Consider the following 23,440-nt stretch of genomic DNA (forward strand, 5'->3'; position numbering starts at 1 on the left):
CAGTGGGAAGGCACGACAGCAGGACGGCGAGATAAAAGGGGCTCGCCGGTCGAACCGCAAGCCATTGACATGGCTTGGGCCCTGGCGTGCCGGTCGGTCGAGGCGCGTGCCGCGCCTTCGGTTTTCAACAATGCAATCAGAACGATTTTCGGCACTGTAGGCATTTTTGCTCGCTCGGAGCGCTGGGGATGACAACAGGCGACAGCGATCTGCGTATTCGGCCTGGGCGCATTCGCAACACGCGCTCGCCGAATCCGAAGAGCTTCATCAACCAGGTGCTGCGTGCGGCGAAGAAAGCCGGGCACACCTCGGGGCAGAGCGTGACCGGCAGGCGTTCGGCGGCTTATGGGCGCTCGACGTTTGGCCGCGGCAGACTCGGTTTCAGCCGCGCCAGATTGTTCAGCCCAACGCGGCTCGTTGTGGTGAAGGCGCGTGTTGTCCGGCACAAAGGGCGAGCCTTCCGTTCAGCCCCCCTGACCGCCCACCTGTCATATCTGAAGCGCGACGGCGTGACTCGAAGCGGCGAGAGAGCCGAGATGTTCGATGAGGGCTGCGACCGCGCCGATAGCGCGGCCTTTGCTGACCGATGCAAGGACGACCGGCATCATTTCCGGTTCATCGTCTCACCAGAGGACGCCGGCGACATGACCGACCTGAGGGCGTTCACCCGTGACCTTGCCAAGCAGATGGAGACCGATCTCGGCACGCGGCTCGATTGGGTGGCTGTCGATCATTGGAATACGGACAATCCTCACGTCCATCTCCTCGTGCGGGGAATAGATGAGGAAGGGGCGGATCTCGTGATCTCCCGCGACTATATCAGCCAGGGCCTGCGCTCGCGCGCCGAGGAACTGGTCGCCATCGAACTGGGCCCAAAACCCGAGCACGAGATCCGCAATTCACTGGAGAGGGAGGTTTCGGCTGAACGATGGACACGGCTCGATCGGGAGATCCGGCTGGCGGCCGATGAGGCGGGGTATGTCGATCTTCGCCCGGAGAATCCGGGCAAGTCCGATCCCGAGATCCGGCGCCTGATGGTCGGCCGCCTTCAGCACCTGGAGAAGATGGGCCTTGCCGCATCCGCCGCACCGGGGGAATGGATGGTCGGGCTCGAGGCCGAGCGTAGCCTGCGTGACCTCGGTATGCGCGGCGACATCATCAAGACCATGCACTGTGCCTTTACCGAGCGTGGAGAAGCGCGCGGCATTGCCGACTTCGTCATCGAAAGCGGACAGCCTTCGTCCCAAATCATCGGACGCCTGGTCGATCGCGGATTGCACGACGAGCTGACGGGTGAGGCTTATGCCCTGATAGACGGAACTGACGGACGCGCGCACCACGTCCGCTTGCGAGGGATCGAGGCCTTCGAACATGCACCGCCCATCGGCGGAATCGTCGAAGTCCGACGCTTCGGTCAAGCCGGCGAACCGCGGCCGACCGTGGTACTCGCGACCCGCTCCGATCTCGATCTGGGTGGACAGGTCACCGCAAAGGGCGCGACCTGGCTCGACCACAGGCTGGTCGAACGCGACCCCATACCGCTTGCCATGGGCGGATTCGGCCGCGAGACCCGCGATGCCATGGAAGCCCGTACGGAGCACCTGATCCAGGAGGGCCTGGCGCGGCGGCAGGGCCAACGCATCATCTTGCAGCGTGACCTCCTGAATACGTTGCGCCGGCGTGAGCTTGACGAGGTGGCTGCAAAAGTCTCGGCCGACACCGGCTTGCCTCATGTGAACGCCGCCTCTGGAGAGCACGTGGCGGGCACCTATCGCCGGCGGCTGACGCTTACCTCGGGACGCTTCGCCATGATTGATAATGGGCTCGGTTTCCAACTCGTGCCCTGGTCGCGCGAACTCGAACAGAAGCTCGGCCAACACGTCACTGGCGTCGTGAAAGACGGCGGCGGAATCGAATGGGGTTTTGGTCGCAAGCGCGACCTAGGCCTCTAGCTTGAACTCGCCAAATTTAATTGCACAAAGGTCGTCTGGGATGTCCGGAACCAAGATCCTCTGGGGTCAGGTGATCGTTGTCGGCCTGATCGTCTTGCTGGCCATCTGGGGTGCGACCGAGTGGACGGCCTGGCGGCTCGCGTGGCAGCCGGAGCTTGGCCAGCCCTGGTTCGAGTTGCTGGGCTTCAAGGTCTATTACCCGCCAGTCTTCTTCTGGTGGTGGTTCGTCTTTGATGCTTATGCGCCACAGGTCTTTGTCGAGGGCGCCTTCATCGCGGCGTCGGGGACATTCATTTCGATCGCGGCGGCGATCGGCATGTCGGTCTGGCGGGCGCGCGAGGCCAAGAACGTTGAGACCTATGGCTCGGCGCGCTGGGCTGATGCGGAAGAGGTTCGAGCGGCAGGGCTCCTCGGTCCAGATGGCGTGGTGCTCGGCAAGCTTGACCGCGACTACCTCCGCCATGATGGACCTGAACACGTCCTGTGTTTCGCGCCCACCCGATCCGGCAAGGGCGTCGGCCTTGTCGTTCCCTCGTTGCTGGCCTGGCCGGGCTCGGCCATCGTTCACGACATCAAGGGCGAGAACTGGCAACTGACCGCCGGCTTCCGCGCGCGACATAGCCGCGCGCTGTTGTTCGACCCGACCAACCCGAAATCCTCAGCCTACAATCCGCTGCTCGAGGTCCGGCAGGGAGAGTGGGAGGTTCGCGACGTCCAGAACGTCGCCGATGTCCTGGTCGACCCCGAGGGCTCGCTCGACAAGCGGAACCATTGGGAGAAGACCAGTCATTCGCTTCTGGTCGGCGCCATCCTTCATGTCCTTTACGCGGAGGCCGACAAGACCCTGGCTGGCATCGCCGCCTTCCTGTCCGACCCGAAGCGGCCGATCGAAGCGACGCTGAAGGCGATGATGACCACCGCGCATCTTGGCGAGCAGGGTGCTCATCCCGTGGTCGCCTCGACCGCCCGCGAACTCCTCAACAAGTCCGAGAACGAACGTTCAGGCGTCCTGTCCACCGCGATGTCGTTCCTCGGGCTGTACCGCGATCCCGTCGTGGCGCAGGTGACCTGCCGGTGCGACTGGCGGATCGCCGATCTGATCGCAGATAGCCGCCCTACGACGCTTTATCTGGTGGTGCCGCCGTCGGATATTTCGAGGACCAAGCCACTGATCCGCCTGGTGCTGAACCAGATTGGTCGTCGCCTGACCGAGGACTTGCACGACCGCGACCGCCGGCATCGCGTCCTGATGATGCTGGACGAGTTCCCGGCACTTGGGCGGCTCGATTTCTTCGAGTCCGCGCTCGCCTTCATGGCGGGGTACGGCATCAAGAGTTTCTTGATCGCGCAGTCGCTCAATCAGATCGAGAAGGCCTATGGGCCTAACAATGCGATCCTCGATAACTGCCACGTCCGGGTCAGCTTTGCGACCAATGACGAGCGGACCGCGAAGCGTGTGTCCGATGCGCTTGGTACGGCGACCGAAATGCGGGCGATGAAGAACTATGCCGGGCACCGATTGAACCCATGGCTGGGGCATCTCATGGTCTCACGGCAGGAGACGGCAAGGCCGCTGCTGACACCAGGCGAGGTCATGCAGCTTTCGCCGTCGGACGAGATCGTCATGGTGGCGGGTACGCCGCCGATTCGAGCTCGGAAGGCTCGGTACTATGAAGATCGGCGGTTTACCGAGCGGGTCCTGCCGCCGCCCGATCCAGCCGCATCCGGCCGGTCACCGCGAACGGACGGATGGTCTGCATTGGGAGCGCCCAAGCCGGCGTCGCTTCCAACCGAAAGGGGGCGAGCGAAGGAAGATTCGGCGAATAGCGGCCTTCGTCGCGAGCCCGAACTCCCCGATCACGTCGCGATCGCCAAGGAGAGGGCCGAACCGACGCCAGCCGAGGAATTTGCCGTCGTTCTTGACGACGACGAGGACGCGGTTCGCCAGTCCCGGCTTCTCCGTCAGCAAATGCGCGGCGTCGCCCGTCAAGCCGCCATGGACCCGAATGACGGCATGGAGCTCTGAGGCAATATGCGCGACCGGATGAACGTGTATTTCCCGCCAGAGCTTCTGAAGCAGATCTCGGATCTGGCCGATCGCCAGAAGCTCTCCCGGTCTGCGATCGTGGAGGCGGCCGTTGCTTCGTTTCTGTCGCCGGATGGATCGGACAGGCGGGAGGCGGCGTTTACCCGTCGCCTGGATCGACTGTCGCGTCAGCTGCAGAGACTGGAGCGAGACGTCGGTTTAACGGCCGAGACGCTGGCTCTCTTCGTCCGTTTCTGGCTGACGGTTACGCCACCGCTACCGAACGACGCGCAGACGGCTGCGCAGGCAAAAGGCCGGGAGCGGTTTGAAGGATTTGTCGAGGCGCTCGGGCGTCGTTTGCAAAAGGGGCAGAGCTTTCTGCGTGAGATACCGGAAGATATCGTCCGTCAGGAGCCCGCCGGCGGACCTGACTGATCGCTCTCAATGCGCCATCGCGCGAACCCTTCTTTTTCTACGCCGGCCTACGACCGCAGCAATTTAGCCGAGCCTATAAAAAGCTGACACGCTATCGGCTCGAATGAGTTGATGAGCAAGAAGGCCGGCATGCAAGTTACAAGGACGTGGCGTCTCACCGTGCGCGTATTTCTACCGTTTGCTGCTGGCTACTATCTTTCGTATCTGTTTCGGACGATCAACGCCTTGATCGTGAGTCATCTCAGCTCGGATGCCGGGCTTGGGTCAGCCAACCTCGGACTGCTTACGTCAGTCTATTTCCTGGTCTTCGCGGCCGCTCAGATCCCGGTCGGTATATTGTTGGACCGCTTTGGTCCGCGTCGGGTCCAGAGCGCGCTGCTCTGGTTCGCAGCACTGGGCGCGGGACTGTTCGCCGTATCGACTGGCTTCGTGTCGTTTTTGATCGCGCGTGCGATGATCGGGCTCGGCGTGGCGGGGGCGCTGACGGCAGGACTTAAGTCCATCATCCTTTGGTTCCCCAGGGAACGAGTCGCCTTGCTGAACGGCTACATGATCATGCTGGGATCACTAGGAGCGGTGACCGCCACAGTTCCCGTCGAACACTTGCTCGCTTGGATGGGCTGGCGGCAGCTCTTTGTGGTCCTGGCGGCTGCGACAGGTGCCACAGCGATCCTCATCTATGTTGTAGTTCCAGAACAACGCGTTAGCCTATCGAAAGTACCAGTCTCCGCCACCCTGGGATCGGTTTTCAGCGACAGGCGCTTCTGGCGGATAGCCCCGTTATCGGCGACTTGCGTTGGTTCAGCTTGGTCGCTGCAGGGATTGTGGGCATCACCGTGGCTTGCAGACGTGGAGGGGCTCGATCGCGCAGGCCTCGTCAGACAGCTGTTCATCATGTCGATCTTTCTCAGCGGCAGTGCCTGGTTGTTCGGTATGACCATCCATCACGTCAAACGAACAGGCCTCACGGCTGAGACGATATTCGCGATGGTGGCCGTGCTGTTTATCGCGGCCGAGTTAGCCTTGATCCTGCGAGTACCTCTGCCGTCCATCTTGCCCTGGTCGGTTGTCGCAATCATCGGAACGGCAACTGTGGTCAGCTTTGCCGTGATGGCTGATTACTTTCCGTCAGAGCTTGCCGGCCGTGCCAATGGCGCCTTGAACGTCTTGCACTTTGGTTGGGCATTTCTGGCACAATATGCGACCGGCCTGATCCTGGAGCAATGGTCTACGAATCATGACAATAGGTCGATCACGGCTTATCAAGTCGCGTTCAGTCTAAACGTAGCACTACAGATCGCGGCGTTGGTTTGGTTCGCGGTACCTTGGATCCAATCCTTTGCTTCCTGGATGAATTCAGTCCCTTCCACCATGCTGGTCAGTGCTTTCGACGTGGTCGAAGCAAGCATTTTCTGCGAGCAATCGGACGGCGAGGTGGAGTGGTGACCCGCGCGACCTAAGCGCCACTCTCCGTCGTGACGAGGCTGTTGAGGCGTCGCTTGGCGCCGGTCGCGATGGATTCTGCCATCGCCTGTGGGAAATCCTTCGGCAGCTTCGCAATCGTTGCGTCGATCTTCGTGCCAGCCGTATCCGCGAGCTCTTCGATGATACGGCGAACCACGCTGTCGGACAGGCCGCAAGTCTTTGCGGTTTGGACGAAATGTCGGCCGAGAATCGTGTGTACCACGTAGTGGCGACTATTGCCGATCGCCATGGCGAGCTTCATCTGATTTTGCGTGATCTGCTTGGCATCGAGGCTCGGTTGCGTTGAGATGATGTCGTACAGCGGGGCGAGGACGAATCGTCCGCCGGGCGAGAGGCGGATGCTGAAATTCTTGGCGTGGCCATCAGTCGCCGCCAGAAGCCAGAAGACGATTTGTGCCTTAAAGAAGGTCGCCTGGTCGTCCGCCGGCGTATCGCTGCCTTTGAGGAGATCAGAGATATTTCGGATGCTCGGGCCGCCGTCCGATTCGTATTTGCGCCCGGGCAGGACAGAAAGCGCCTGACAGCAATCTTCCTGTGGCAGGCGCAAAAGCCGTCCGTCGTGAGCCCATGTGCGGTCGAAGCGTTCAATGGCGAGCACGCGCCGGCCCGCGAAATCAACGATGCGCGACTTGGCGACGGGCAAGTCGAGCGCGGCGACGAGCTTCAGGCAGAGATGCTCGTTTTCAACGCTGTGGGTCAGGTCGACGCCGTTCGGTAACCTGCCGATCTGCGGTTTGATGATGTGCGTGGTGGCCGTCGTGCCGTGCGGCACGTGCCACTTATCCTTCCAGTAGAGAAGGGCGGTTTTCTCCTGGGCTCCAGCCAGAGAGATACGAAACTCCTGATCGGGACCGATGCCGAGCGGATTGTTGGCGAGATTGGCAAGGATCGCCGCGATGTCCTGGTCGCTCGCGACGCGAGCGTCAATCGCGCCCGCCGCTCCAGGTGCCGTTCCATCCGGAAGGAATTGCAGGGCGCCGACACAGTCGCGGCCGATCGCGGAAAGCAGGCTGTAAGCATCGGCTCCGCCGGCATGCGCGCGTTCGGCGACCCGCCGGCGGATGTCGTCGTTATCGGGAAGCAGGTTATCGAAGACCGCAATGACGGGGTCACCGATATAGCGGTCTTCGCGTAGAGGTATCGATACCGAGACCGGGATGGCGTTCTCCCATCCCAGCCAGGCTTCGTCGTATTGGAAATCGATGGCGCCGCTGCTCTCCCGCCGCAGCCGCCCGACCAGACGAGCGTTCAGGTAGACGTTGAGAGGCGCTCGGATAGGACGGCGTCCCATCAGAACAGATCCTCGATGGCTTTGGCCGACACCTTCGTGCGTGGTCGGAGGACCAGTTCCAGGTCGAGCGCGGCCAGCGCATCCATGAGGATGCGCAGTTGCGTCGCTGGTTCGCCGGCCTCCAGCTTCGAGACGGTCGCTTGGCGCGCGTGCATCTTGTTGCCTAGGCCGCCCTGGGTGAGTTTTTTTTGCCGGCGGTGCCGCTTAATGGCGGCGCCGAGCTGCTGCGGGGTGCGAGCGATCGTATCCATTGGAGCTTGATACGCGAATGCGTATAAAATGTCAATATACGGGGATGCGTATATAGAGCAATATACGATATCGCGTATAGAACATCGATATACGCAATCGCGTATAGCGCTTTGGCCGATCACACCGCAGGCGGACGTTGCAGTGATTGAATGAATAGCGCCATACTATGAGCGCTCACGATGAGGCCGAGTGGTGAGCAGCAACTCGCAAGCGACCCGATGCGGTTGAGTAAGCCTCAAACATCGGTTCTCGGTCTTTCTTTTTCTACGCCAGTCTACGATCACCGAAAGCGCTCGTTGCGCCAAGCCCATTGGTGCCCTTTCTAATCATCCCCACCTGAGGGCCCGCTGTGGAGGTCCTCATTCGGTGGGGACGTCGGTGGCAATCCATTCCATCCAATCGGAAGCGAATTCGCGCGGTGCGCGAATGCTGCGTAGCGCGCTTGGCGCGGCGATTGCCAGCTACCTCGAGGATGAAACGATCATCGAGGTGATGCTCAACCCGGATGGGCGGTTGTGGATCGATCGGTTGTCGAGCGGCTTGATCGATACAGGCGAAACTTTGTCCGCAGCAGATGGCGAGCGCATTGTTCGCCTGGTGGCGCATCACGTCGGCGCCGAGGTGCATGCCGGCGCGCCTCGCGTCTCGGCCGAATTGCCCGGAACCGGGGAGCGCTTCGAAGGTCTCTTGCCTCCCGTCGTGGCAGCTCCGGCGTTCGCGATCCGCAAGCCCGCTGTCGCCGTCTTTACACTCGACGACTACGTCGCCAGAGAGATCATGTCCTCGAAGCAGGCCACAATCCTGAAGGGTGCGGTCGCCGCTCGTAAGAATATCCTTGTCGCCGGTGGGACATCGACCGGCAAGACAACGTTGACGAATGCGCTCCTGGCCGAGGTGGCAAAGAGCTCCGATCGGGTCGTTCTGATCGAAGACACGCGCGAACTTCAGTGCAAGGCGCCCAACCTTGTAGCATTGCGGACCAAAGATGGCGTGGCGACGCTATCGGATCTCGTTCGGTCCTCGCTGCGACTGCGTCCCGATCGTATCCCGGTTGGCGAGGTCCGCGGTGCGGAGGCACTGGATCTGCTCAAAGCTTGGGGCACCGGTCATCCTGGCGGCATCGGCACGATTCACGCGGGCACCGCGCTCGGTGCTTTGCGGCGGCTTGAGCAGCTCATCCAGGAAGCCGTCATTACGGTTCCGCGTGCCCTGATCGCCGAGACCATCAACCTCGTCGCCGTCCTTGCGGGGCGCGGCGCCGACCGTCGTCTCTCCGAGCTCGCCATCGTCTCGGGGCTTGGAGCCGCCGGTGACTACAGCCTTTCATCAGCAGGAGACTGACATGCGTCTGCAATTTCGCTTTTTTCGTGGGGCATCGTTGGCGGCTTTCGGCACGGTGCTCTTGGCAGCACCGCCGGCATGGGCCGCCGGCTCGAACATGCCGTGGGAGCAACCGCTCAATCAGATCCTGCAGTCGGTCGAGGGGCCGGTCGCCAAGATCATCGCCGTCATCATCATTGTCGTCACCGGCCTCACGCTCGCGTTCGGAGATTCCTCGGGTGGTTTCCGCAGGCTGATCCAGATCGTGTTTGGTCTGTCGATCGCGTTCGCGGCTTCGAGCTTCTTCCTGTCGTTCTTCTCCTTCGGCGGCGGCGTGGTGATCTGATGGATGAGCCGGTCGCAGGCTTTGTCGTGCCCATCCACCGCGCGCTTACCGAGCCCATCCTGATGGGCGGTGCGCCGCGATCGGTCGCGATTGTCAACGGCACGCTTGCCGCCGCGCTTGGGCTCGGACTGCGACTGTGGATCGCGGGTCTGGTCCTCTGGTTCATCGGCCACATGGCCGCCGTCTGGGCCGCCAAGCGCGATCCCGCCTTCGTCGACGTGGTGCGCCGACATCTGCGCATTCCCGGCCATCTCAACCTCTGAGTTATCGGTCATGATGAACCTTGCCGAATATCGTCATTCCAACGCGCGTCTTGCCGACTTCCTGCCTTGGGCCGCCCTGGTCGATGAGGGCATCGTCCTGAACAAGGATGGCTCGTTCCAAAGAACGGCGAAATTCCGTGGCCCCGACCTCGACAGCGCAGTGCCGGCCGAACTCGTCGCCGTCGCCGGCCGTCTGAACAACGCCCTGCGCCGCCTCGGATCGGGCTGGGCCGTATTTGTCGAGGCGCAGCGCCATTTTGCGGGAGCCTATCCTCCGAGCATCTTTCCGGATGCCGCATCCGCGCTGGTCGATGCAGAACGCAGGGCCCAGTTCGAAGAGGCGGGTGCCCACTACGAGTCCAGCTATTTCCTGACTTTCCTCTATCTTCCACCAGAGGAGGGCACAGCGAAGGCAGAGCGATTGCTCTATGAGGGGCGCGATCGCACTCTCGGAGCAGACGCTCGCGAAGTGCTCCGCGGTTTTGTCGTTCAAACCGGCCGCGTGCTCGGGCTTCTTGAAGGGTTCATGCCCGAATGCACCTGGCTCGATGATCAAGCCACGCTGACGTACCTGCACTCGACGATTTCGACCAAACGTCATCGCGTCCGCGTGCCCGAAATTCCGATGTACATCGATGCGCTGTTGGCTGACCAGCCGCTGACCGGCGGGCTCGAGCCGATGCTGGGCTCAGCCAATCTGCGGGTTCTGACCATCGTTGGCTTCCCGGGCGCGACGACACCTGGAATTCTGGATGACCTCAATCGCCTGCCATTCTCATATCGCTGGTCGACGCGCGCGATCATGCTCGACAAGACCGATGCCACCAAGCTTTTGACCAAGATCCGCCGGCAGTGGTTCGCCAAGCGAAAGTCGATCGGCGCCATCCTCAAGGAGGTCATGACGAACGAGGCGTCGACACTGCTCGATACCGACGCCCACAACAAGGCGCTGGATGCCGACGCTGCGCTACAGGAACTTGGTTCGGACCAGATCGGACAGGCCTTTGTCACGGCAACGATCACCGTCTGGGATGCAGATCCCAATGCTGCCGATGAAAAGCTCCGCCTGATCGAGAAGGTCGTTCAGGGCCGCGATTTCACCTGCATGATCGAGACGGTGAACGCCGTCGAAGCCTGGCTCGGCAGCCTGCCCGGGCACGTTTACGCCAATGTGCGGCAGCCGCCGGTCTCGACCCTCAACCTCGCCCATATGATTCCGATCTCGGCCGTGTGGGCAGGCGAAGCAAGGGATCTGCATTTTGGCGGACCGCCGCTCCTGTTCGGCAAGACCGAGGGTTCAACACCGTTTCGGTTTTCGCTGCATATCGGTGACGTCGGCCACACCTTGGTGGTTGGGCCGACAGGTGCTGGCAAATCCGTCCTGCTGGCGCTGATGGCAATGCAGTTCCGCCGCTACCCCAACTCCCAAGTATTTGCGTTCGACTTCGGTGGTTCGATCCGCGCGGCCGCGCTCGCCATGGGTGGCGACTGGCATGATCTCGGTGGTGCCTTGTCTGACGGAGGCGATCAGCCCGTCGCGTTGCAGCCGCTGGCCTGGATCGACGACCCCTCCGAGCGCGGATGGGCCACGGAATGGATCGGCGCGATCCTGGCACGGGAAAAGGTCGAGATCACCCCAGAGGTCAAGGACCATCTGTGGTCGGCGCTGACGTCTCTCGCTTCGGCACCAATACAGGAGCGCACCCTGACGGGCCTGTCAGTCCTCTTGCAATCGAACTCGCTGAAACGCGCTCTGCAACCCTACTGCCTTGGAGGTCCGTCCGGACGCCTACTTGATGCTGAATTCGAGCGCCTTGGCGAGTCCTCCGTCCAGGCGTTCGAGACCGAAGGGTTGATCGGAACGAGCGCGGCCCCGGCCGTGCTGGCCTACTTGTTTCATCGCATCGGCGATCGTCTCGACGGCCGTCCGACGCTTCTCATTGTCGATGAGGGTTGGCTCGCCCTCGACGACGACGATTTTGCCGGCCAGCTCCGCGAATGGCTGAAGACGCTGCGCAAGAAGAATGCCTCCGTCATCTTTGCCACCCAATCGCTTTCGGACATCGATGGTTCGGCCATCGCCCCGGCGATCATCGAAAGCTGCCCAACACGCTTGTTGCTGCCGAACGAACGGGCGATCGAACCGCAGATTACGGCCATCTACCGCCGCTTCGGCCTCAATGATCGCCAGATCGAGCTTTTGGGTCGGGCAACGCCCAAGCGTGACTACTACTGCCAATCGCGCCGCGGCAACCGCATGTTCGAGCTCGGCCTTGGTGAAATTGCGCTCGCATTCACAGCGGCCTCATCCAAGACAGACCAGGCGGCCATTGCACAGCTTCTCGCCGAGCATGGAACTGACGGCTTCGTGCCTGCCTGGCTCCGGCATCGCGGCGTGGCCTGGGCCACGGACCTGATTCCCAGTCTCGTCAATCTGGAGAAATCGCAATGAGGCGCCTTGGTCTATTTGCCGCGGCCGGCACGATCGCCCTCACGCTTTGCGTCACGGAGCCTGCACGAGCGCAGTGGATCGTCTTCGATCCCAATAACTACGTCCAGAACGTGCTGACTGCCGCGCGCGAGCTGCAGCAGATCAGCAATCAGATTACCTCGTTGCAGAACGAAGCGCAGATGCTGATCAATCAGGCCAGGAATCTGGCAAGTCTGCCGTACTCCTCGCTCCAGCAATTGCAATCCTCGATCCAGCGAACCCAGCAATTGTTGGCCCAGGCCCAGCGGATTGCCTACGACGTCCAGCAGATCGATCGCGCGTTCTCGACCAGCTATGCGCCGGCGAGCGGCAACCAATCCAGCCAGCTGCTGATCATCAATGCTCAAACACGGTGGCAGAATTCTGTCGCGGCGCTGCAGGACGCGCTCCGGGTCCAGGCTGGAGTCGTGGGCAACCTCGATACCAATCGCGTCCAAACATCGGCGCTCGTGATCTCGAGCCAGGGTGCCAGCGGCGCCCTGCAGGCGACCCAGGCCGGCAATCAGATCCTCGCGCTTCAGGCGCAGCAGCTTGCCGATCTTACCGCCACTGTCGCGGCACAGGGCAGGGCACACAGCCTTGAAGCGGCGCAGCGCGCGGCAGCTCAAGACCAGGGGCGCGAACAGCTCCGGCGTTTTTTGACGCCGGGGCAGGGCTATCAATCCCAGGACGTGCGGATGTTCCACTGATGACTGATACAGGCCCATTCAAAGCGCTATCGCTACTCGTGTCGGTCGGGGTGCTGGTCATCGCAGGCTGCGCGATCCAGCTTCGTGGCGGAGGAAATACCTCTGCGCCGCCAACGGCAGAGCAGACCAAAGACGTCGACCGTTCCGAGCTTGCGCGCTGCCGCACTGTCTCCTCCGAAGATGCAGTTGACTATCAGCATTGCCAGAAAATCTGGGCCGAAAATCGCCGTCGCTTCTTTCTCAGTCGGGACGGTGCTGCCGCTGCGGAAACCGGGGTGACAGCCGCGCCAAAAGATCAGAGCCGGATGCCGCAGGGATATCCGTCCGCCTCGGTGCCCGAGGAGGATAAGCCATGACCGGCACCGGCATCATCGACCAGTTCCTTGAGACATTCACCCGCTACATCGACAACGGCTTCGGGATCTTGGGTGGCGAGGTCGGGTATCTTGCGACAACGCTTGCCGCCATCGACATCACGCTTGCCGCGTTTTCTGGAGTTGGGGCACGGACGAGGACATCGTCGCGCGTCTTGTCAAGAAAACGCTGTTCGTTGGAGTCTTCGCGTATCTGATCGGTAATTGGAACAACCTCGCCCGGATCGTCTTCGAGAGCTTTGCCGGCCTCGGCCTGAAGGCATCTGGTTCAAGCCTCTCGGCGTCAGACTTCCTGCGGCCGGGAAAGATCGCTCAGGTCGGACTCGACGCCGGCCGGCCGATGCTTGATTCGATCTCGAACCTGATGGGCTACATCAGCTTCTTTGAGAACTTTGTCCAGATCGTCGTTCTCCTGTTCGCCTGGATCGTGGTTCTGCTCGCCTTCTTCATTTTGGCGATCCAGCTCTTTGTCACATTGATCGAATTCAAGCTCACGACCTTGGCCGGCTTCGTGCTCATTCCGTTTGGCTTGTTTGGCAAGACGGCATTCGCGGCGGAGCGAGTCCTCGGCAACGTCATATCCTCCGGGATCAAGGTCTTGGTCCTGGCCGTCATCGTCGGCATTGGCTCAACGTTATTTTCACAGTTCACGGCCGGTTTTGGCGGCGCGCAGCCTACAATCGAAGATGCCATGACCCTGGTGCTCGCGGCGCTCTCCTTGCTGGGTCTCGGCATCTTCGGTCCGGGAATCGCAAACGGCCTGGTGTCAGGCGGACCGCAGCTCGGTGCCGGCGCCCCGATCGGGACCGGCCTTGCCGCCGGTGGAATCGTTGCGGCGGGTGCCGGCCTTGCGGCCGGTGGCGCTGGTCTCGCCGGTGGTGCGCTCGCAGGTGTAGGGCGTGGTGGGGCTGCCATGGTGTGTGGCGCTTCCACCGCGTATCGAAGCGGCGGCCTTGCAGGCGTCGCGGAGGCGGGTGGCTCGGCTGTGTTGAGCCCGTTACGTCGAGCCGCGGCCGCATTCGCCAGCAGCGGGCAAGCGAGCGAGCCGGCTGCGAGCACATCCACAGAGGGGCAGCCCGACTGGGCGCGCCGCATGAAACGCGCCCAGACCATTCGGCACGGCGCGTCGGCGGCCGGTCATGCGGTGCGCTCCGGCGATCATGGCGGCAGCGGCTCTTCTGTCGATCTCTCGGAAGGAGAGCGCTGAGAGGCAGCCAACCCGCCGGTGCGCCTGGCGCCAGCAGCGGGGGCAAACGACACACTGCGACACTCTAAACCAAGCACTCGATCTCAGGGGCAACATCCATGTTAAGACGACCTTCCGTTCACTACGGGCGCATGCCCGAACCGATCACGCCCTACCAAAAAGCATCGCAGGTCTGGGACGAACGCATTGGATCGGCGCGCGTGCAGGCCAAGAATTGGCGCTTGATGGCCTTCGGTTGCCTCATGCTCTCGGGCGGCCTGGCCGGTGGACTTGTTTGGCAGTCAGCACAGGGATCGATCACGCCATGGGTCGTCGAGGTCGATCGCCTGGGCCAGGCCCAGCGGGTTGCGCCAGCCAACATCGATTATCAGCCTACAGATGCTCAGATCGCCTACCATTTGGCGCGCTTCATCGAGGACGTCAGAGGCTTACCAGCCGATGGCATCGTTCTGCGCCAGAACTGGCTGCGAGCCTATGACTTTACGACCGATCGTGGCGCGGCCGCGCTCAACGATTTTGCGCGTAACAACGACCCCTTTGCCAAGCTGGGCAAGGCGCAGATCTCTGTCGATGTATCGAGCGTCATCCGTGCGTCTTCAGAGAGCTTCCGGGTCGCATGGACCCAACGCATCTACGAAAACGGCTCATTGAGCGCGACCGAGCGCTGGACCGCGATTCTGACGGTCGCAATCGAGACGCCGCGTGATGCCGAACGCCTGCGCAAGAATCCCCTCGGCGTCTACGTGCGCGCCATCAACTGGTCAAAGGAGTTGGGTCAGTGATCAAGACGACGCGTGACATGTGTTCAAAAGGTCCGATCCAACACCGCAGGTTCAACTCGAGCATGTGCAAGCTCGTGGCTTTGAGGCGAGCCCTTTTACCAGCTCTGCTGCTTGGCACATCAGCCCTCGCCGGATGCGCCACCTACATTCCGCCGGAAATCAGCTATGACGCCGAGGTCCCGCCGTTGCCAGCAGCTCCAGTGGCGCTCGACGATCGACCTCACCCGCTTCACGTTCCACCGCTTTGGAAGCCCGTTCTCGGCGGCAAGTCGGGCACCAAGGAAGACGCCGAGCCCGTAAGCCGGGTTGAGACCGCAAACAGCGCGGCGCGCGTCGAACCGCGGAAAAGGGGGTACTTCAATGCGGCGCAGATCTACGCCTTCAGCCCCGGGGCGCTGTATCAGGTCTACGCTGCTCCCGGACAGATCACGGACATTGCGCTGGAAGAGGGAGAGCAATTGACGGGATCCGGACCGATCGCGGCCGGAGATACCGTGCGCTGGGTCGTAGGAGATACTGAGAGCGGGAGTGGGGATACGCGTCGCGTCCACATTCTGGTGAAACCGACCAGGGCCTCGATCGAGACCAATCTTGTCGTCAACACCGACCGGCGCACCTACCTGATCGAGCTCCGCTCCCGCGAGCGGTCGTATATGCCGTCTGTTGCCTGGTACTATCCCGAAACGGTTCGCGAACGATCGCGCTCAGTCGCTCCCAGGCCCGTCATTCCAGATCCAGCGCAGCGTGTCTTTCGTTATGCGGTCGAGGGCGACAGCCCGCCTTGGCGGCCGCTCGTGGCCTATGATGACGGCCGAAAGGTCTATATCGAATTTCCGCAAGGGATCGTTCAGGGGGAGATGCCACCGCTGTTCGTCATCGGTCCCGACGGCAAGACCGAGCTCGTCAATTATCGCGCCTACGGCAATGTGCTGATCGTGGACCGGCTGTTTGCAGCCGCAGAACTGCGGCTGGGCGGCGAGCACCAGCAGAAGGTCAGAATTGTCCGGACCGACGGGAGGCCGTCGTCATGAACACGAAGAACGAACATCATCCAGAGGCGGTTCCGCCGCAAACACCGGAGGAGCAATCCAGGAGCTTCCGCCTCCGAGCCGAACCTCCGCGGGTCACCCGATTGTCTCGCAAAGTTCTCGCCGGCGGCAGTGCTGTCGCCTTGCTGGTCGTCGGCGGAGCCGTGTTGTGGTCGCTACAGGGCAATCGCTCCCGCAACCAGGTGGCCGACGAGCTCTATAGCACCGATCACCACAATCTCGCTGACGGCGTTGAGGCGCTACCGAAAGACTACACTGGGGTTGCACGCCAAACGTGCCGCAGCTTGGCCCGCCGCTCCCAGGCGACCTCGGTCGACCGATCCTGGCCGCTCAAGGCCAGTCGCCGGCGACCGGCGGAGATCCCGAACAGCAACGCCGGGATGATCAAGAGAGCGAGGCGGCCCGTATCAGCCATCTGTTCGCTTCGACCAATGGGAGAGAAGTGCGTCCGCCCGCCGCTGCGGCTGTTGGAGGCGAGCGCGTGCCGCCGAACGCCACGAGCACCAGCGACGAAGGACCTGCGCAAAACGCGCAGGACCGAAAACTTGCCTTTGTGAACGCTTCTGTGGACCGCCGCACGGTGAGCCCTGACCGCGTCAGCAGGCCCGCTTCACCGTACATTGTGCAGGCCGGGACGGTGATTCCGGGAGCGCTGATCACCGGGATCAGGTCAGACCTTCCCGGCCAAGTCACGGCGCAAGTGACCGAGAATCTATACGACACTCCGACCGGCCGCTTTTTGCTCGTGCCGCAGGGAGCGAAGCTGATCGGCAGTTATGACAGCCAGGTTTCGTTCGGTCAGTCGCGAGTGCTGCTGGTCTGGACCCGGCTTATCATGCCGAACGGCCGCTCGATCGTTCTCGAGCGGCAGCCCGGTGCTGACAGCGCAGGGTACGCGGGGGTGGAAGACCAAGTCGACAATCATTGGGGTGAGCTGTTCAAGGCTGCGGCACTATCGACGCTTCTGGCTGTCGGGACGGAGTTGGGAGCTGGTTCGGATTCCAATAGCAACGACAGTGCAATCATTCAGGCATTACGGCACGGCGCCTCCGACTCAGTAAACCAAACTGGACAGCAGGTGGTGCGGCGCAGCCTCAATATTCAGCCGACGCTGACCATCCGTCCGGGATTTCCCGTCCGTGTGATCGTCAATCGGGATCTCGTTCTTGCGCCATACGGAGGATGACGAAAATTATGGCCAAGCTCAAGATTGGAACGCTTCCCGACGACAAGCCTGTCAAGCTCAATCTCGAATTGCCAGCTTCAGTGCATCGAGATTTGGTTGCCTATGCGAATGCCCTCGCGAGGGAATCTGGCCAACCCATCAATGATCCGGCCAAGCTTGTCGCACCTATGCTGGCACGGTTCATGGCCACGGATCGAGGATTTACGAAGTTACGGCGCGCGTCTCAGTCTGGAGCCGGAGGGGGATAGCGTTCGGTCAGAAGCGCGAGAAAGTGTTTGAGCGCGATATTTTCGTTGTCGCGCCTCCAGCTCGCTGAAAAGCCGATGCGGCTTGGCCCCGATCCATCTCGCAGCTCACGATAGATCAAGCCTGCAAATTTAGCGCCGACATCCGATTCCGTTACGAGACTCAAACCCAAGCCCATGGTGACGAGACTCTTAATAATCCCACGGCTAACGTCATGCCGTTCAATCCTCGGACGGTGCTCCAGCGACACAAGCTTTGAGATGAGTAAATCCTCAAATTCCGCGCCAGGATCGTAGTGGCTCAATATAAGTGTTTCGTCGCGCAAGTCGGTCCAGAAGACGGCCTCTCGGTCAGCGAGCCGATGTCCCTCAGGAACCGAGACCAAGATACGCTCGCTCCAGAGTGATAATTTCTCATCCGCGGGAAACGGAATCGCTCCCGTCATAATGATTGCGTCAAGAGTCCCAGTCCTCAATGCATGTATGAGACGTGTTCGGGAACGCTCGACGGTCGCGAGTTCGATTTCCGGGAAGCGTCTTTTGAATTCGAGCAAACTTGCCCTCAAATTGCCCGCAGACATCGAAGTATAGAAACCGATGGAAAGCTTTCCTCCACCCGCTTCGGCGCTGGGATCCCCCATTGTCGCAAGTACTTCCACTTGCTCCAGGATTAACTTGGCTATGCGAAGGACATTTCGTCCCGTGGACGTGGCCCTAAGTCCTGCGCTTGATCGTATAAAAAGTGTGGCGCCAAGGAGATGTTCGAAGCTTTTGACAGATCGACTTAGCGCGGAATGGCGCACTGCAGTACTTTCCGCAGCTGCACGAAAGCTTCCATGGTCGGCTGCCGCAATGGCGGAGCGCAGATGATGCAGTTCAATTCGAGCCGCTTGGGTAGGCCTCAATGTTCGCGTTGTCTTCCTATGGTTCATGCGATCTATTAACTCCCTCACGGAAAGGAAGGAAAAGACTACTTCGGGTTGCGCGCGGGATGGCGCACTTAGATCAGAATGATCCGGAGATCAAGGGGAGGTGATCGAAAGCGCGCACCAGGCGGACACGGGCGGAGATTTTCGTAAGCATGAAGTGATGCTATGCGGCTCGTAAGGCGCCTAAAGCCCTGGCATTTTCGTTTGGCCCATTAAGGTTGTGCGACCGCGAAGCGGGCTGCCAACGCCAGATTAAGAGCTGATGGCACATTGCGACATCGACACAAGTGATGGTGCCGATGCCGCTTTAATGACCGAGTGCAGAGCTCCGAGAAACTGATCGCCATGGTCTGCGAGTACGTCCGTATGGACTTCCCTGGCTTAGGGGATGGATGCTGGTCAGGCATGGGTCTGAAAATCAGGCGCCACAAAAATGGGCCGTGTCCTCTGGCACTAAATCGGTGTCTTGCTATTGCGCCGGGTGCCCGAGGTGCGAGTGCGTACTGGCGTGGCTCCGCCATCGTCCAAAGTCTTCAGGACATGTTGCCAGAATGACTCGGGGGCCTGCGCCAGGCGAAACTTAGGTCTAAAGACGTGGATCTCGATTGGGATATGCCATTCCTGGCTGCCTGCCGCGACTAGGTCACCCGAGGCAAGCTGATCGGCGATCAAGCTTTCGGGCAACCATGCCATGCCTCGGCCGGCCTGCACCATTGTCACCAGTAGCTTGGCCAAATGCGAAGTAAACGTGGTGCGCAGATGCGCCTTCATAGGCGAGGTCGCAAGGACCGCTTCAAGAATCTTTCCCATACCTGATTCCGGACGGAAGCTGAGGAACTGCACCGGCGCATTTTCCGTCCCCGGAAGCTTGAAGCGGGGTTTCCGGCTTCGCCCCGATAGCGGCACCGAAGCGGGGATCAAGCGGTCGTTACCGACATGAAGCGAGCGGAAATGCGACGGCATCAATGCGGTCGCGGCGGATGGGTGATGGTGACAAAGCAGAAAATGGGCCTCGCCCGCGAGGAGCGTTCGTTCGCAGGCATCCATGTGGTTGGCGACAAGCTGCACATTCGGCACGAACGAAAGCTTGGTTTCGACACGGCGGAGCCAATCCGGAAAAAACGTCAGCGACAGCGCATTGGTTGACGCAAACTTCAGGACGTCCGAAGCGCCGCGGGCCCGCTCCTGGGCTTCGAGGCGCCCGGCGGCAAGCCGGCGCAAAATATCCTCGGCGGTCTGCAGGAAAACCTCGCCGGCCGAGGTCAGACTGACGGTGTGCGTGGTTCGGTCGAACAGTGGCGTTCCAGTCCACAATTCAAGCGTTTGGATCCGGCGGCTCAGGGCCGGCTGGGAGGAATTTCTCTGCTCGGCCGCACGCGAAAAGCTGCGCGTGGCGGCGACCGCGATGAAGTCGTGCAGCAAATTTATCTCCATGGACTAACTCCCGGCCAATCGGGCGCGCTTATGCACATCATGCATAATGATATCAGATCCCGGCATTGGATTTCCAGTATCGCGCGCGGCACGGTCCGAAAAGAGGTAAAGGAGAAAGCTGCGATGACCGCGCGTACGCTCTACGACAAGCTGGTCGATGCGCACGTGGTGCGGAAGCTCGACGATTCTGGCCTCGTGCTGCTTTACGTAGACCGTACGGTGCTCAACGAATACACCAGTCCGCAGGCATTTGCCGGATTGCGCGCAGCAGGACGCAAGGTCTGGAAGCCGTCTGCGGCGCTGATGGTCGTGGATCATGTCAATCCAACCGCCGAGCACCGTACCCGTGACATTGCAGACCACGACGCAGCACGACAAGTCAAATTCTTCGCGGACAATGCCAGGGATTTCGGCATTGAGTATTTCGACATTCTCGATCCGCGCCAGGGCATCGAGCATGTGGTTGCGCCCGAGCAGGGCTTGGTGATGCCGGGCATGGTAGTCGCCGCCGGCGACAGCCACAGTACGGCGTACGGCGCATTCGGCGCGCTCGGCTACGGCATCGGAGCATCGGATATCGAGCACTATCTTGCGACCTCCACGGTCCGCTATCGCCGTCTCAAGACCATGCGGATCGCGTTGACCGGACACGCGCCGCTCGGGGTAACCCCAAAGGATATCGTGATGGACATCGTCCGCCGTATCGGCGCGGACGGCGCCACAGGCTATGCGGTGGAATTCAGTGGTCCTGCTGTGTCCGACATGAGCGTCGAGGGGCGGATCGTGCTGTGTATTATGATTGTGGAAGCGGGGGCGCGGGGCGTCGTGATCGCCCCTGACTGGAAGGTGCTGGAGTATTTGCGGGACCGCCCGCGTTCTCCGAAGGGCGAAATGTGGAAGCGCGCCGCAAAGTGCTGGTTGAACCTAGGCTCCGACCCGGACGCCCGGTTCGATCGCGAGGTAGCGCTCGACGTCGCCGATGTGTCGCCATTGGTGACATGGGGCACCAGCCCGGATCAGGCGATTGCGGTAACCGACAATGTCCCCGATCCCGGGGGCCAGGGCTCACCTGGCCGCAAGGCGGCGGCAGTACGCGCGCTTCACTACATGGGCCTGACGCCCGGGACTCCCATACAGTCCGTCGCGATCGATTTCGCGTTCATCGGATCATGCACGAATTCGCGGATCGAAGATCTTCGGGATGCCGCCGAGATTTTCAGGGGCCGTCACGTCGCGCATGGCGTCCGCGCCATCGTGGTTCCCGGCTCCACGCAGGTCAGGGCACAGGCCGAGGCGGAAGGGATTGCAAAGGTGTTCACCGACGCCGGTGTCGAGTGGCGGCAGTCCGGCTGCTCTATGTGCCTCGCGATGAATGACGATGTGCTGAAGCCGGATGAACGCTGCGCTTCATCCACCAATCGCAACTTCGAAGGCCGTCAGGGGCCGGGGGTGCGAACCCACCTGATGAGCCCCGCCATGGTCGCCGCCGCGGCGGTGACCGGACGCATCACCGATGTACGCCGGCTGCTTGGGGAGCCGCGCCGATGATCCCGTTCGATCGCGTCACGGGCGCGGCCGCGCCGATGATGGCGCCAAACATCGACACCGACGTGATCATGCCAAAGATGTTTCTCAAGCGCATCGACCGCAGCGGGCTTGGCGAGGGCGCTTTCAACCTGCTTCGCTTCAGGGAGGGGAAACCCAATCCAGATTTTATCCTGAACCGGGAGGGCTACCGCGGGGCGCGCTTCCTGGTCGTTGGCCCGAACTTCGGTTGCGGGTCAAGTCGGGAGCATGCGGTCTGGGGGCTGCAGCAACTCGGCATTCGCGCCCTGATCGGCACTAGCTTTGCGGGCATTTTCAACGACAACTGCGACAATAACGGGCTTCTGACGATCAGTGTCGAAGAGATACTTGCGAATGAACTCGCCTCCATCGTCAGCGAGGCCGCTTGCAACGGTCTCTCGATCGATCTCGCGCAACAATCGATCCAACTCGATCGGGGTGCCCGCAGTATCACCTTCGATATCGAGCAGGCGAAGAAGGAAGCGTTTTTGACGGGCCGCGACTTCGTCGGCTCCACACTGCTATTCGCCCACGACATCCGCTCCTTCGAAGCTCGGCATCGCGCGGCAAATCCTTGGATCTTTGACCGGGATGGCATCTGAGGTCGCGGACTCTCATGCGGGTGACCAATGATCGTAAATAAAGGAGGAATTCTTGGCTGACACCACATATCGCGTGGCGGACACGGCGGAACAATCGGCGCTCAAAGGAATTGCCGCGATCAGCATCGGCCCGCTGCCGATCGGGATCTATCTGGCTGCGGTATTTGTCTCCGGGGTGGCAGTTTACAACGGAAAATTGCCAAACGACGTGATCGGGGGACTCTCGGTTCTGATGCTGCTCGGGTTTTTGCTGGGCAAGCTGGGGCGAACGATCCCCGTCCTGAAGCAGATTGGCGGCACCGCAATCCTTTGCCTTTTCATCCCGTCGGCTCTGGTCAATTACGGCCTGATACCGGACGCCGCCTTGAAAGCCATCACGACAACTTTCCGCACGGCCAATTTTCAGTACTTCTTTATCGCTTGCCTCGTCGCAGGCTCGATCCTCGGGATGCCTCATCGCGTGTTGATTCAGGGCTTTATTCGAATGTTCGTCCCGCTTTCGGTCGGCACAGTTGCGGCGGTTTCCGCTGGCATTGCTGTCGGATTACTGTTCGGTCACAGCCCGAAGGACACGTTCTTTTTCATCGTAATCCCGATCATCGGCGGCGGCCTCGCCGAAGGTGTGTTGCCCCTTTCCATCGCGTATTCAGAAATATTGCAGCGGCAGCAATCCGAACTGGTCGCGCAAATGGTGCCGGCGGCGCTGCTCGGAAACGTTGTTGCGATTGTCAGTGCCGGGTTGTTAGCACGGCTCGGTGAGAAGCGCCGTGATCTTAGTGGTCGAGGAACGCTGGTCAAGACCGGGGACGACGACCTTCTCGGGGAGGCGCAGCCGGATCGTCCAATCGATCTCTCTCTGCTCGGCGCGGGTATCGTGTTGTCGTGCGGCTTGTTTGTTTTTGGCGTCATTTTGGCCCCCTACGCGGGCATCCCTGGGCCGATCATGATGATTATTGCTGCCATTGTCCTGAAGCTGACCCGGATATTGCCGAACGAGATGGAACTTGGCGCCTATCAAATCAACAAGTTCATGTCGACAAACCTGACGTTCGCAATCTTGGTCGCGATGGGAACGCTACTCGTCTCTTGGCAACAGCTCATCGCATCGTTCAATCCCGGATATATCGGGATTTGCACGGCGACCGTTCTGACGATGATCTTGTCTGGCTTCTTCGTCGGCAAATGGTTGAACATGTACCCGGTGGAGGCGGCGATCGTGACCGCGTGCCATTCCGGACTTGGCGGCACTGGAGATGTCGCGATCCTCGGCGCAGCCGATCGAATGAACCTGATGGCATTCGCTCAGATTGCCACACGTGTCGGAGGAGCAATCATGATCGTTGTGGCGACACTATTGATGAAGTGGATGTTCTGACCTCTCCCTGTGACTGGCGGCGCTCGGCATACCACGCTGAGCGCCGCCGCTTTTCTGCTGGTCGGCTCGCGGTCGGGTCATAGCTAGTCCATCATGCCCGGAGCCAAGGAGCCGTTACTTGCAGGTTTCTACTTGAGTGCA

Annotated in this window: 20 protein-coding genes and 2 pseudogenes; 18 read left to right on the forward strand and 4 right to left on the reverse strand. The window is 61.1% G+C overall.

What is annotated here, in order from left to right:
- Positions 1–188: 188 nt before the first annotated feature.
- The 4 genes from AC0L3U_RS24715 (at position 189) to AC0L3U_RS24730 (ending at position 5,859) form a co-directional block, all read left to right on the forward strand.
- A complete protein-coding gene (locus AC0L3U_RS24715) occupies positions 189–1,952 on the forward strand; it encodes a relaxase/mobilization nuclease domain-containing protein (protein WP_473261813.1) in 1,764 nt (587 codons plus the stop codon).
- Between the two features lie 40 nt (positions 1,953–1,992).
- Positions 1,993–3,978 carry a conjugal transfer protein TraG gene (locus tag AC0L3U_RS24720; protein ID WP_473363548.1) on the forward strand — a complete coding sequence of 662 codons (1,986 nt, stop codon included), beginning with the start codon at positions 1,993–1,995 and terminating at the stop codon, positions 3,976–3,978.
- 6 nt (positions 3,979–3,984) lie between these two features.
- Complete coding sequence (locus AC0L3U_RS24725; RefSeq protein WP_473363549.1) at positions 3,985–4,413, forward strand: CopG family transcriptional regulator; 429 nt, start codon at positions 3,985–3,987, stop codon at positions 4,411–4,413.
- Positions 4,414–4,524: 111 nt separating this feature from the next.
- Entirely contained in the window at positions 4,525–5,859 is a 1,335-nt protein-coding gene (locus AC0L3U_RS24730) for an MFS transporter (RefSeq protein WP_473363550.1), read from the forward strand.
- Between the two features lie 10 nt (positions 5,860–5,869).
- Here the strand turns inward: AC0L3U_RS24730 and AC0L3U_RS24735 are convergent, their stop codons facing one another.
- Together AC0L3U_RS24735 and AC0L3U_RS24740 are read right to left on the reverse strand one after the other, a co-directional pair.
- Positions 5,870–7,189 (reverse strand): type II toxin-antitoxin system HipA family toxin, encoded by a 1,320-nt coding sequence (locus tag AC0L3U_RS24735; protein ID WP_473363551.1) that lies wholly within the window; start codon positions 7,187–7,189, stop codon positions 5,870–5,872.
- Complete coding sequence (locus AC0L3U_RS24740) at positions 7,189–7,440, reverse strand: helix-turn-helix domain-containing protein (protein ID WP_473363552.1); 252 nt, start codon at positions 7,438–7,440, stop codon at positions 7,189–7,191. The genes AC0L3U_RS24735 and AC0L3U_RS24740 overlap by 1 nt, the downstream gene beginning before the upstream one ends.
- A 427-nt stretch (positions 7,441–7,867) precedes the next feature.
- Here AC0L3U_RS24740 and trbB point away from each other — a divergent pair, with 427 nt between their 5' ends.
- From trbB to AC0L3U_RS24795, 11 genes and pseudogenes are all read left to right on the forward strand, one after another.
- Entirely contained in the window at positions 7,868–8,782 is a 915-nt protein-coding gene (gene trbB, locus AC0L3U_RS24745; protein ID WP_354128520.1) for a P-type conjugative transfer ATPase TrbB, read from the forward strand.
- Between the two features lies 1 nt (position 8,783).
- A complete protein-coding gene (locus AC0L3U_RS24750; RefSeq protein WP_473363553.1) occupies positions 8,784–9,107 on the forward strand; it encodes a TrbC/VirB2 family type IV secretion system protein in 324 nt (107 codons plus the stop codon).
- A complete protein-coding gene (locus AC0L3U_RS24755; RefSeq protein ID WP_473363554.1) occupies positions 9,107–9,370 on the forward strand; it encodes a VirB3 family type IV secretion system protein in 264 nt (87 codons plus the stop codon). The genes AC0L3U_RS24750 and AC0L3U_RS24755 overlap by 1 nt, the downstream gene beginning before the upstream one ends.
- Positions 9,371–9,380: 10 nt before the next feature.
- Positions 9,381–11,822 carry a conjugal transfer protein TrbE gene (gene trbE, locus AC0L3U_RS24760; protein ID WP_473363555.1) on the forward strand — a complete coding sequence of 814 codons (2,442 nt, stop codon included), beginning with the start codon at positions 9,381–9,383 and terminating at the stop codon, positions 11,820–11,822.
- Complete coding sequence (gene trbJ / locus AC0L3U_RS24765; RefSeq protein ID WP_473363556.1) at positions 11,819–12,550, forward strand: P-type conjugative transfer protein TrbJ; 732 nt, start codon at positions 11,819–11,821, stop codon at positions 12,548–12,550. Before trbE ends, trbJ begins: the two co-directional genes overlap by 4 nt.
- Positions 12,550–12,906 (forward strand): putative entry exclusion protein TrbK-alt, encoded by a 357-nt coding sequence (gene trbK-alt, locus AC0L3U_RS24770; protein ID WP_473363557.1) that lies wholly within the window; start codon positions 12,550–12,552, stop codon positions 12,904–12,906. Before trbJ ends, trbK-alt begins: the two co-directional genes overlap by 1 nt.
- A pseudogene (gene trbL / locus AC0L3U_RS24775) lies at positions 12,903–14,131 on the forward strand (P-type conjugative transfer protein TrbL). Before trbK-alt ends, trbL begins: the two are co-directional and overlap by 4 nt.
- A gap of 98 nt (positions 14,132–14,229) precedes the next feature.
- The gene (gene trbF, locus AC0L3U_RS24780; RefSeq protein ID WP_473363558.1) at positions 14,230–14,913 is read left to right on the forward strand and encodes a conjugal transfer protein TrbF; all 684 of its coding nucleotides are present in this window, start codon (positions 14,230–14,232) and stop codon (positions 14,911–14,913) included.
- A complete protein-coding gene (gene trbG / locus AC0L3U_RS24785; RefSeq protein WP_473363559.1) occupies positions 14,910–15,944 on the forward strand; it encodes a P-type conjugative transfer protein TrbG in 1,035 nt (344 codons plus the stop codon). Before trbF ends, trbG begins: the two co-directional genes overlap by 4 nt.
- A pseudogene (locus tag AC0L3U_RS24790) lies at positions 15,941–17,148 on the forward strand (TraB/TrbI/VirB10 family type IV secretion system protein). Before trbG ends, AC0L3U_RS24790 begins: the two are co-directional and overlap by 4 nt.
- A gap of 8 nt (positions 17,149–17,156) precedes the next feature.
- On the forward strand, positions 17,157–17,396 hold the full coding sequence (locus tag AC0L3U_RS24795; protein WP_084462517.1) for a DUF2274 domain-containing protein: 240 nt from the start codon (positions 17,157–17,159) through the stop codon (positions 17,394–17,396).
- Here the strand turns inward: AC0L3U_RS24795 and AC0L3U_RS24800 are convergent.
- Both AC0L3U_RS24800 and AC0L3U_RS24805 read right to left on the reverse strand, forming a co-directional pair.
- On the reverse strand, positions 17,372–18,325 hold the full coding sequence (locus AC0L3U_RS24800; protein WP_473363560.1) for a LysR family transcriptional regulator: 954 nt from the start codon (positions 18,323–18,325) through the stop codon (positions 17,372–17,374). The two genes, AC0L3U_RS24795 and AC0L3U_RS24800, sit on opposite strands and share 25 nt — an antisense overlap.
- 450 nt (positions 18,326–18,775) lie before the next feature.
- Positions 18,776–19,756: a LysR family transcriptional regulator gene (locus AC0L3U_RS24805; RefSeq protein ID WP_473363561.1), complete on the reverse strand. Its 981-nt coding sequence runs from the start codon at positions 19,754–19,756 to the stop codon at positions 18,776–18,778.
- A gap of 123 nt (positions 19,757–19,879) precedes the next feature.
- Between AC0L3U_RS24805 and leuC the strand changes: the two genes are divergently transcribed.
- The 3 genes from leuC to AC0L3U_RS24820 are packed head-to-tail and all read left to right on the forward strand — an operon-like array spanning position 19,880 to position 23,299.
- Positions 19,880–21,304: a 3-isopropylmalate dehydratase large subunit gene (gene leuC / locus AC0L3U_RS24810; RefSeq protein WP_473363562.1), complete on the forward strand. Its 1,425-nt coding sequence runs from the start codon at positions 19,880–19,882 to the stop codon at positions 21,302–21,304.
- Positions 21,301–21,924 (forward strand): 3-isopropylmalate dehydratase small subunit, encoded by a 624-nt coding sequence (gene leuD / locus AC0L3U_RS24815; RefSeq protein ID WP_473261849.1) that lies wholly within the window; start codon positions 21,301–21,303, stop codon positions 21,922–21,924. Before leuC ends, leuD begins: the two co-directional genes overlap by 4 nt.
- 52 nt (positions 21,925–21,976) lie before the next feature.
- Positions 21,977–23,299, forward strand: a complete 1,323-nt coding sequence (locus AC0L3U_RS24820) for a 2-hydroxycarboxylate transporter family protein (protein ID WP_473261852.1) — start codon at positions 21,977–21,979, stop codon at positions 23,297–23,299.
- Positions 23,300–23,440: the final 141 nt, after the last annotated feature.

This window comes from Bradyrhizobium sp. Kon69, from assembly GCF_055807515.1.

Coding starts and splice junctions, on each gene's coding strand:
- AC0L3U_RS24715 (WP_473261813.1), top strand. CDS start 189: ATGACAACAGGCGACAGCGATCTGCGTATTCGGCCTGGGCGCATTCGC.
- AC0L3U_RS24720 (WP_473363548.1), top strand. CDS start 1,993: ATGTCCGGAACCAAGATCCTCTGGGGTCAGGTGATCGTTGTCGGCCTG.
- AC0L3U_RS24725 (WP_473363549.1), top strand. CDS start 3,985: ATGCGCGACCGGATGAACGTGTATTTCCCGCCAGAGCTTCTGAAGCAG.
- AC0L3U_RS24730 (WP_473363550.1), top strand. CDS start 4,525: ATGAGCAAGAAGGCCGGCATGCAAGTTACAAGGACGTGGCGTCTCACC.
- AC0L3U_RS24735 (WP_473363551.1), bottom strand. CDS start 7,189: ATGGGACGCCGTCCTATCCGAGCGCCTCTCAACGTCTACCTGAACGCT.
- AC0L3U_RS24740 (WP_473363552.1), bottom strand. CDS start 7,440: ATGGATACGATCGCTCGCACCCCGCAGCAGCTCGGCGCCGCCATTAAG.
- trbB (WP_354128520.1), top strand. CDS start 7,868: ATGCTGCGTAGCGCGCTTGGCGCGGCGATTGCCAGCTACCTCGAGGAT.
- AC0L3U_RS24750 (WP_473363553.1), top strand. CDS start 8,784: ATGCGTCTGCAATTTCGCTTTTTTCGTGGGGCATCGTTGGCGGCTTTC.
- AC0L3U_RS24755 (WP_473363554.1), top strand. CDS start 9,107: ATGGATGAGCCGGTCGCAGGCTTTGTCGTGCCCATCCACCGCGCGCTT.
- trbE (WP_473363555.1), top strand. CDS start 9,381: ATGATGAACCTTGCCGAATATCGTCATTCCAACGCGCGTCTTGCCGAC.
- trbJ (WP_473363556.1), top strand. CDS start 11,819: ATGAGGCGCCTTGGTCTATTTGCCGCGGCCGGCACGATCGCCCTCACG.
- trbK-alt (WP_473363557.1), top strand. CDS start 12,550: ATGACTGATACAGGCCCATTCAAAGCGCTATCGCTACTCGTGTCGGTC.
- trbF (WP_473363558.1), top strand. CDS start 14,230: ATGTTAAGACGACCTTCCGTTCACTACGGGCGCATGCCCGAACCGATC.
- AC0L3U_RS24795 (WP_084462517.1), top strand. CDS start 17,157: ATGGCCAAGCTCAAGATTGGAACGCTTCCCGACGACAAGCCTGTCAAG.
- AC0L3U_RS24800 (WP_473363560.1), bottom strand. CDS start 18,325: ATGAACCATAGGAAGACAACGCGAACATTGAGGCCTACCCAAGCGGCT.
- AC0L3U_RS24805 (WP_473363561.1), bottom strand. CDS start 19,756: ATGGAGATAAATTTGCTGCACGACTTCATCGCGGTCGCCGCCACGCGC.
- leuC (WP_473363562.1), top strand. CDS start 19,880: ATGACCGCGCGTACGCTCTACGACAAGCTGGTCGATGCGCACGTGGTG.
- leuD (WP_473261849.1), top strand. CDS start 21,301: ATGATCCCGTTCGATCGCGTCACGGGCGCGGCCGCGCCGATGATGGCG.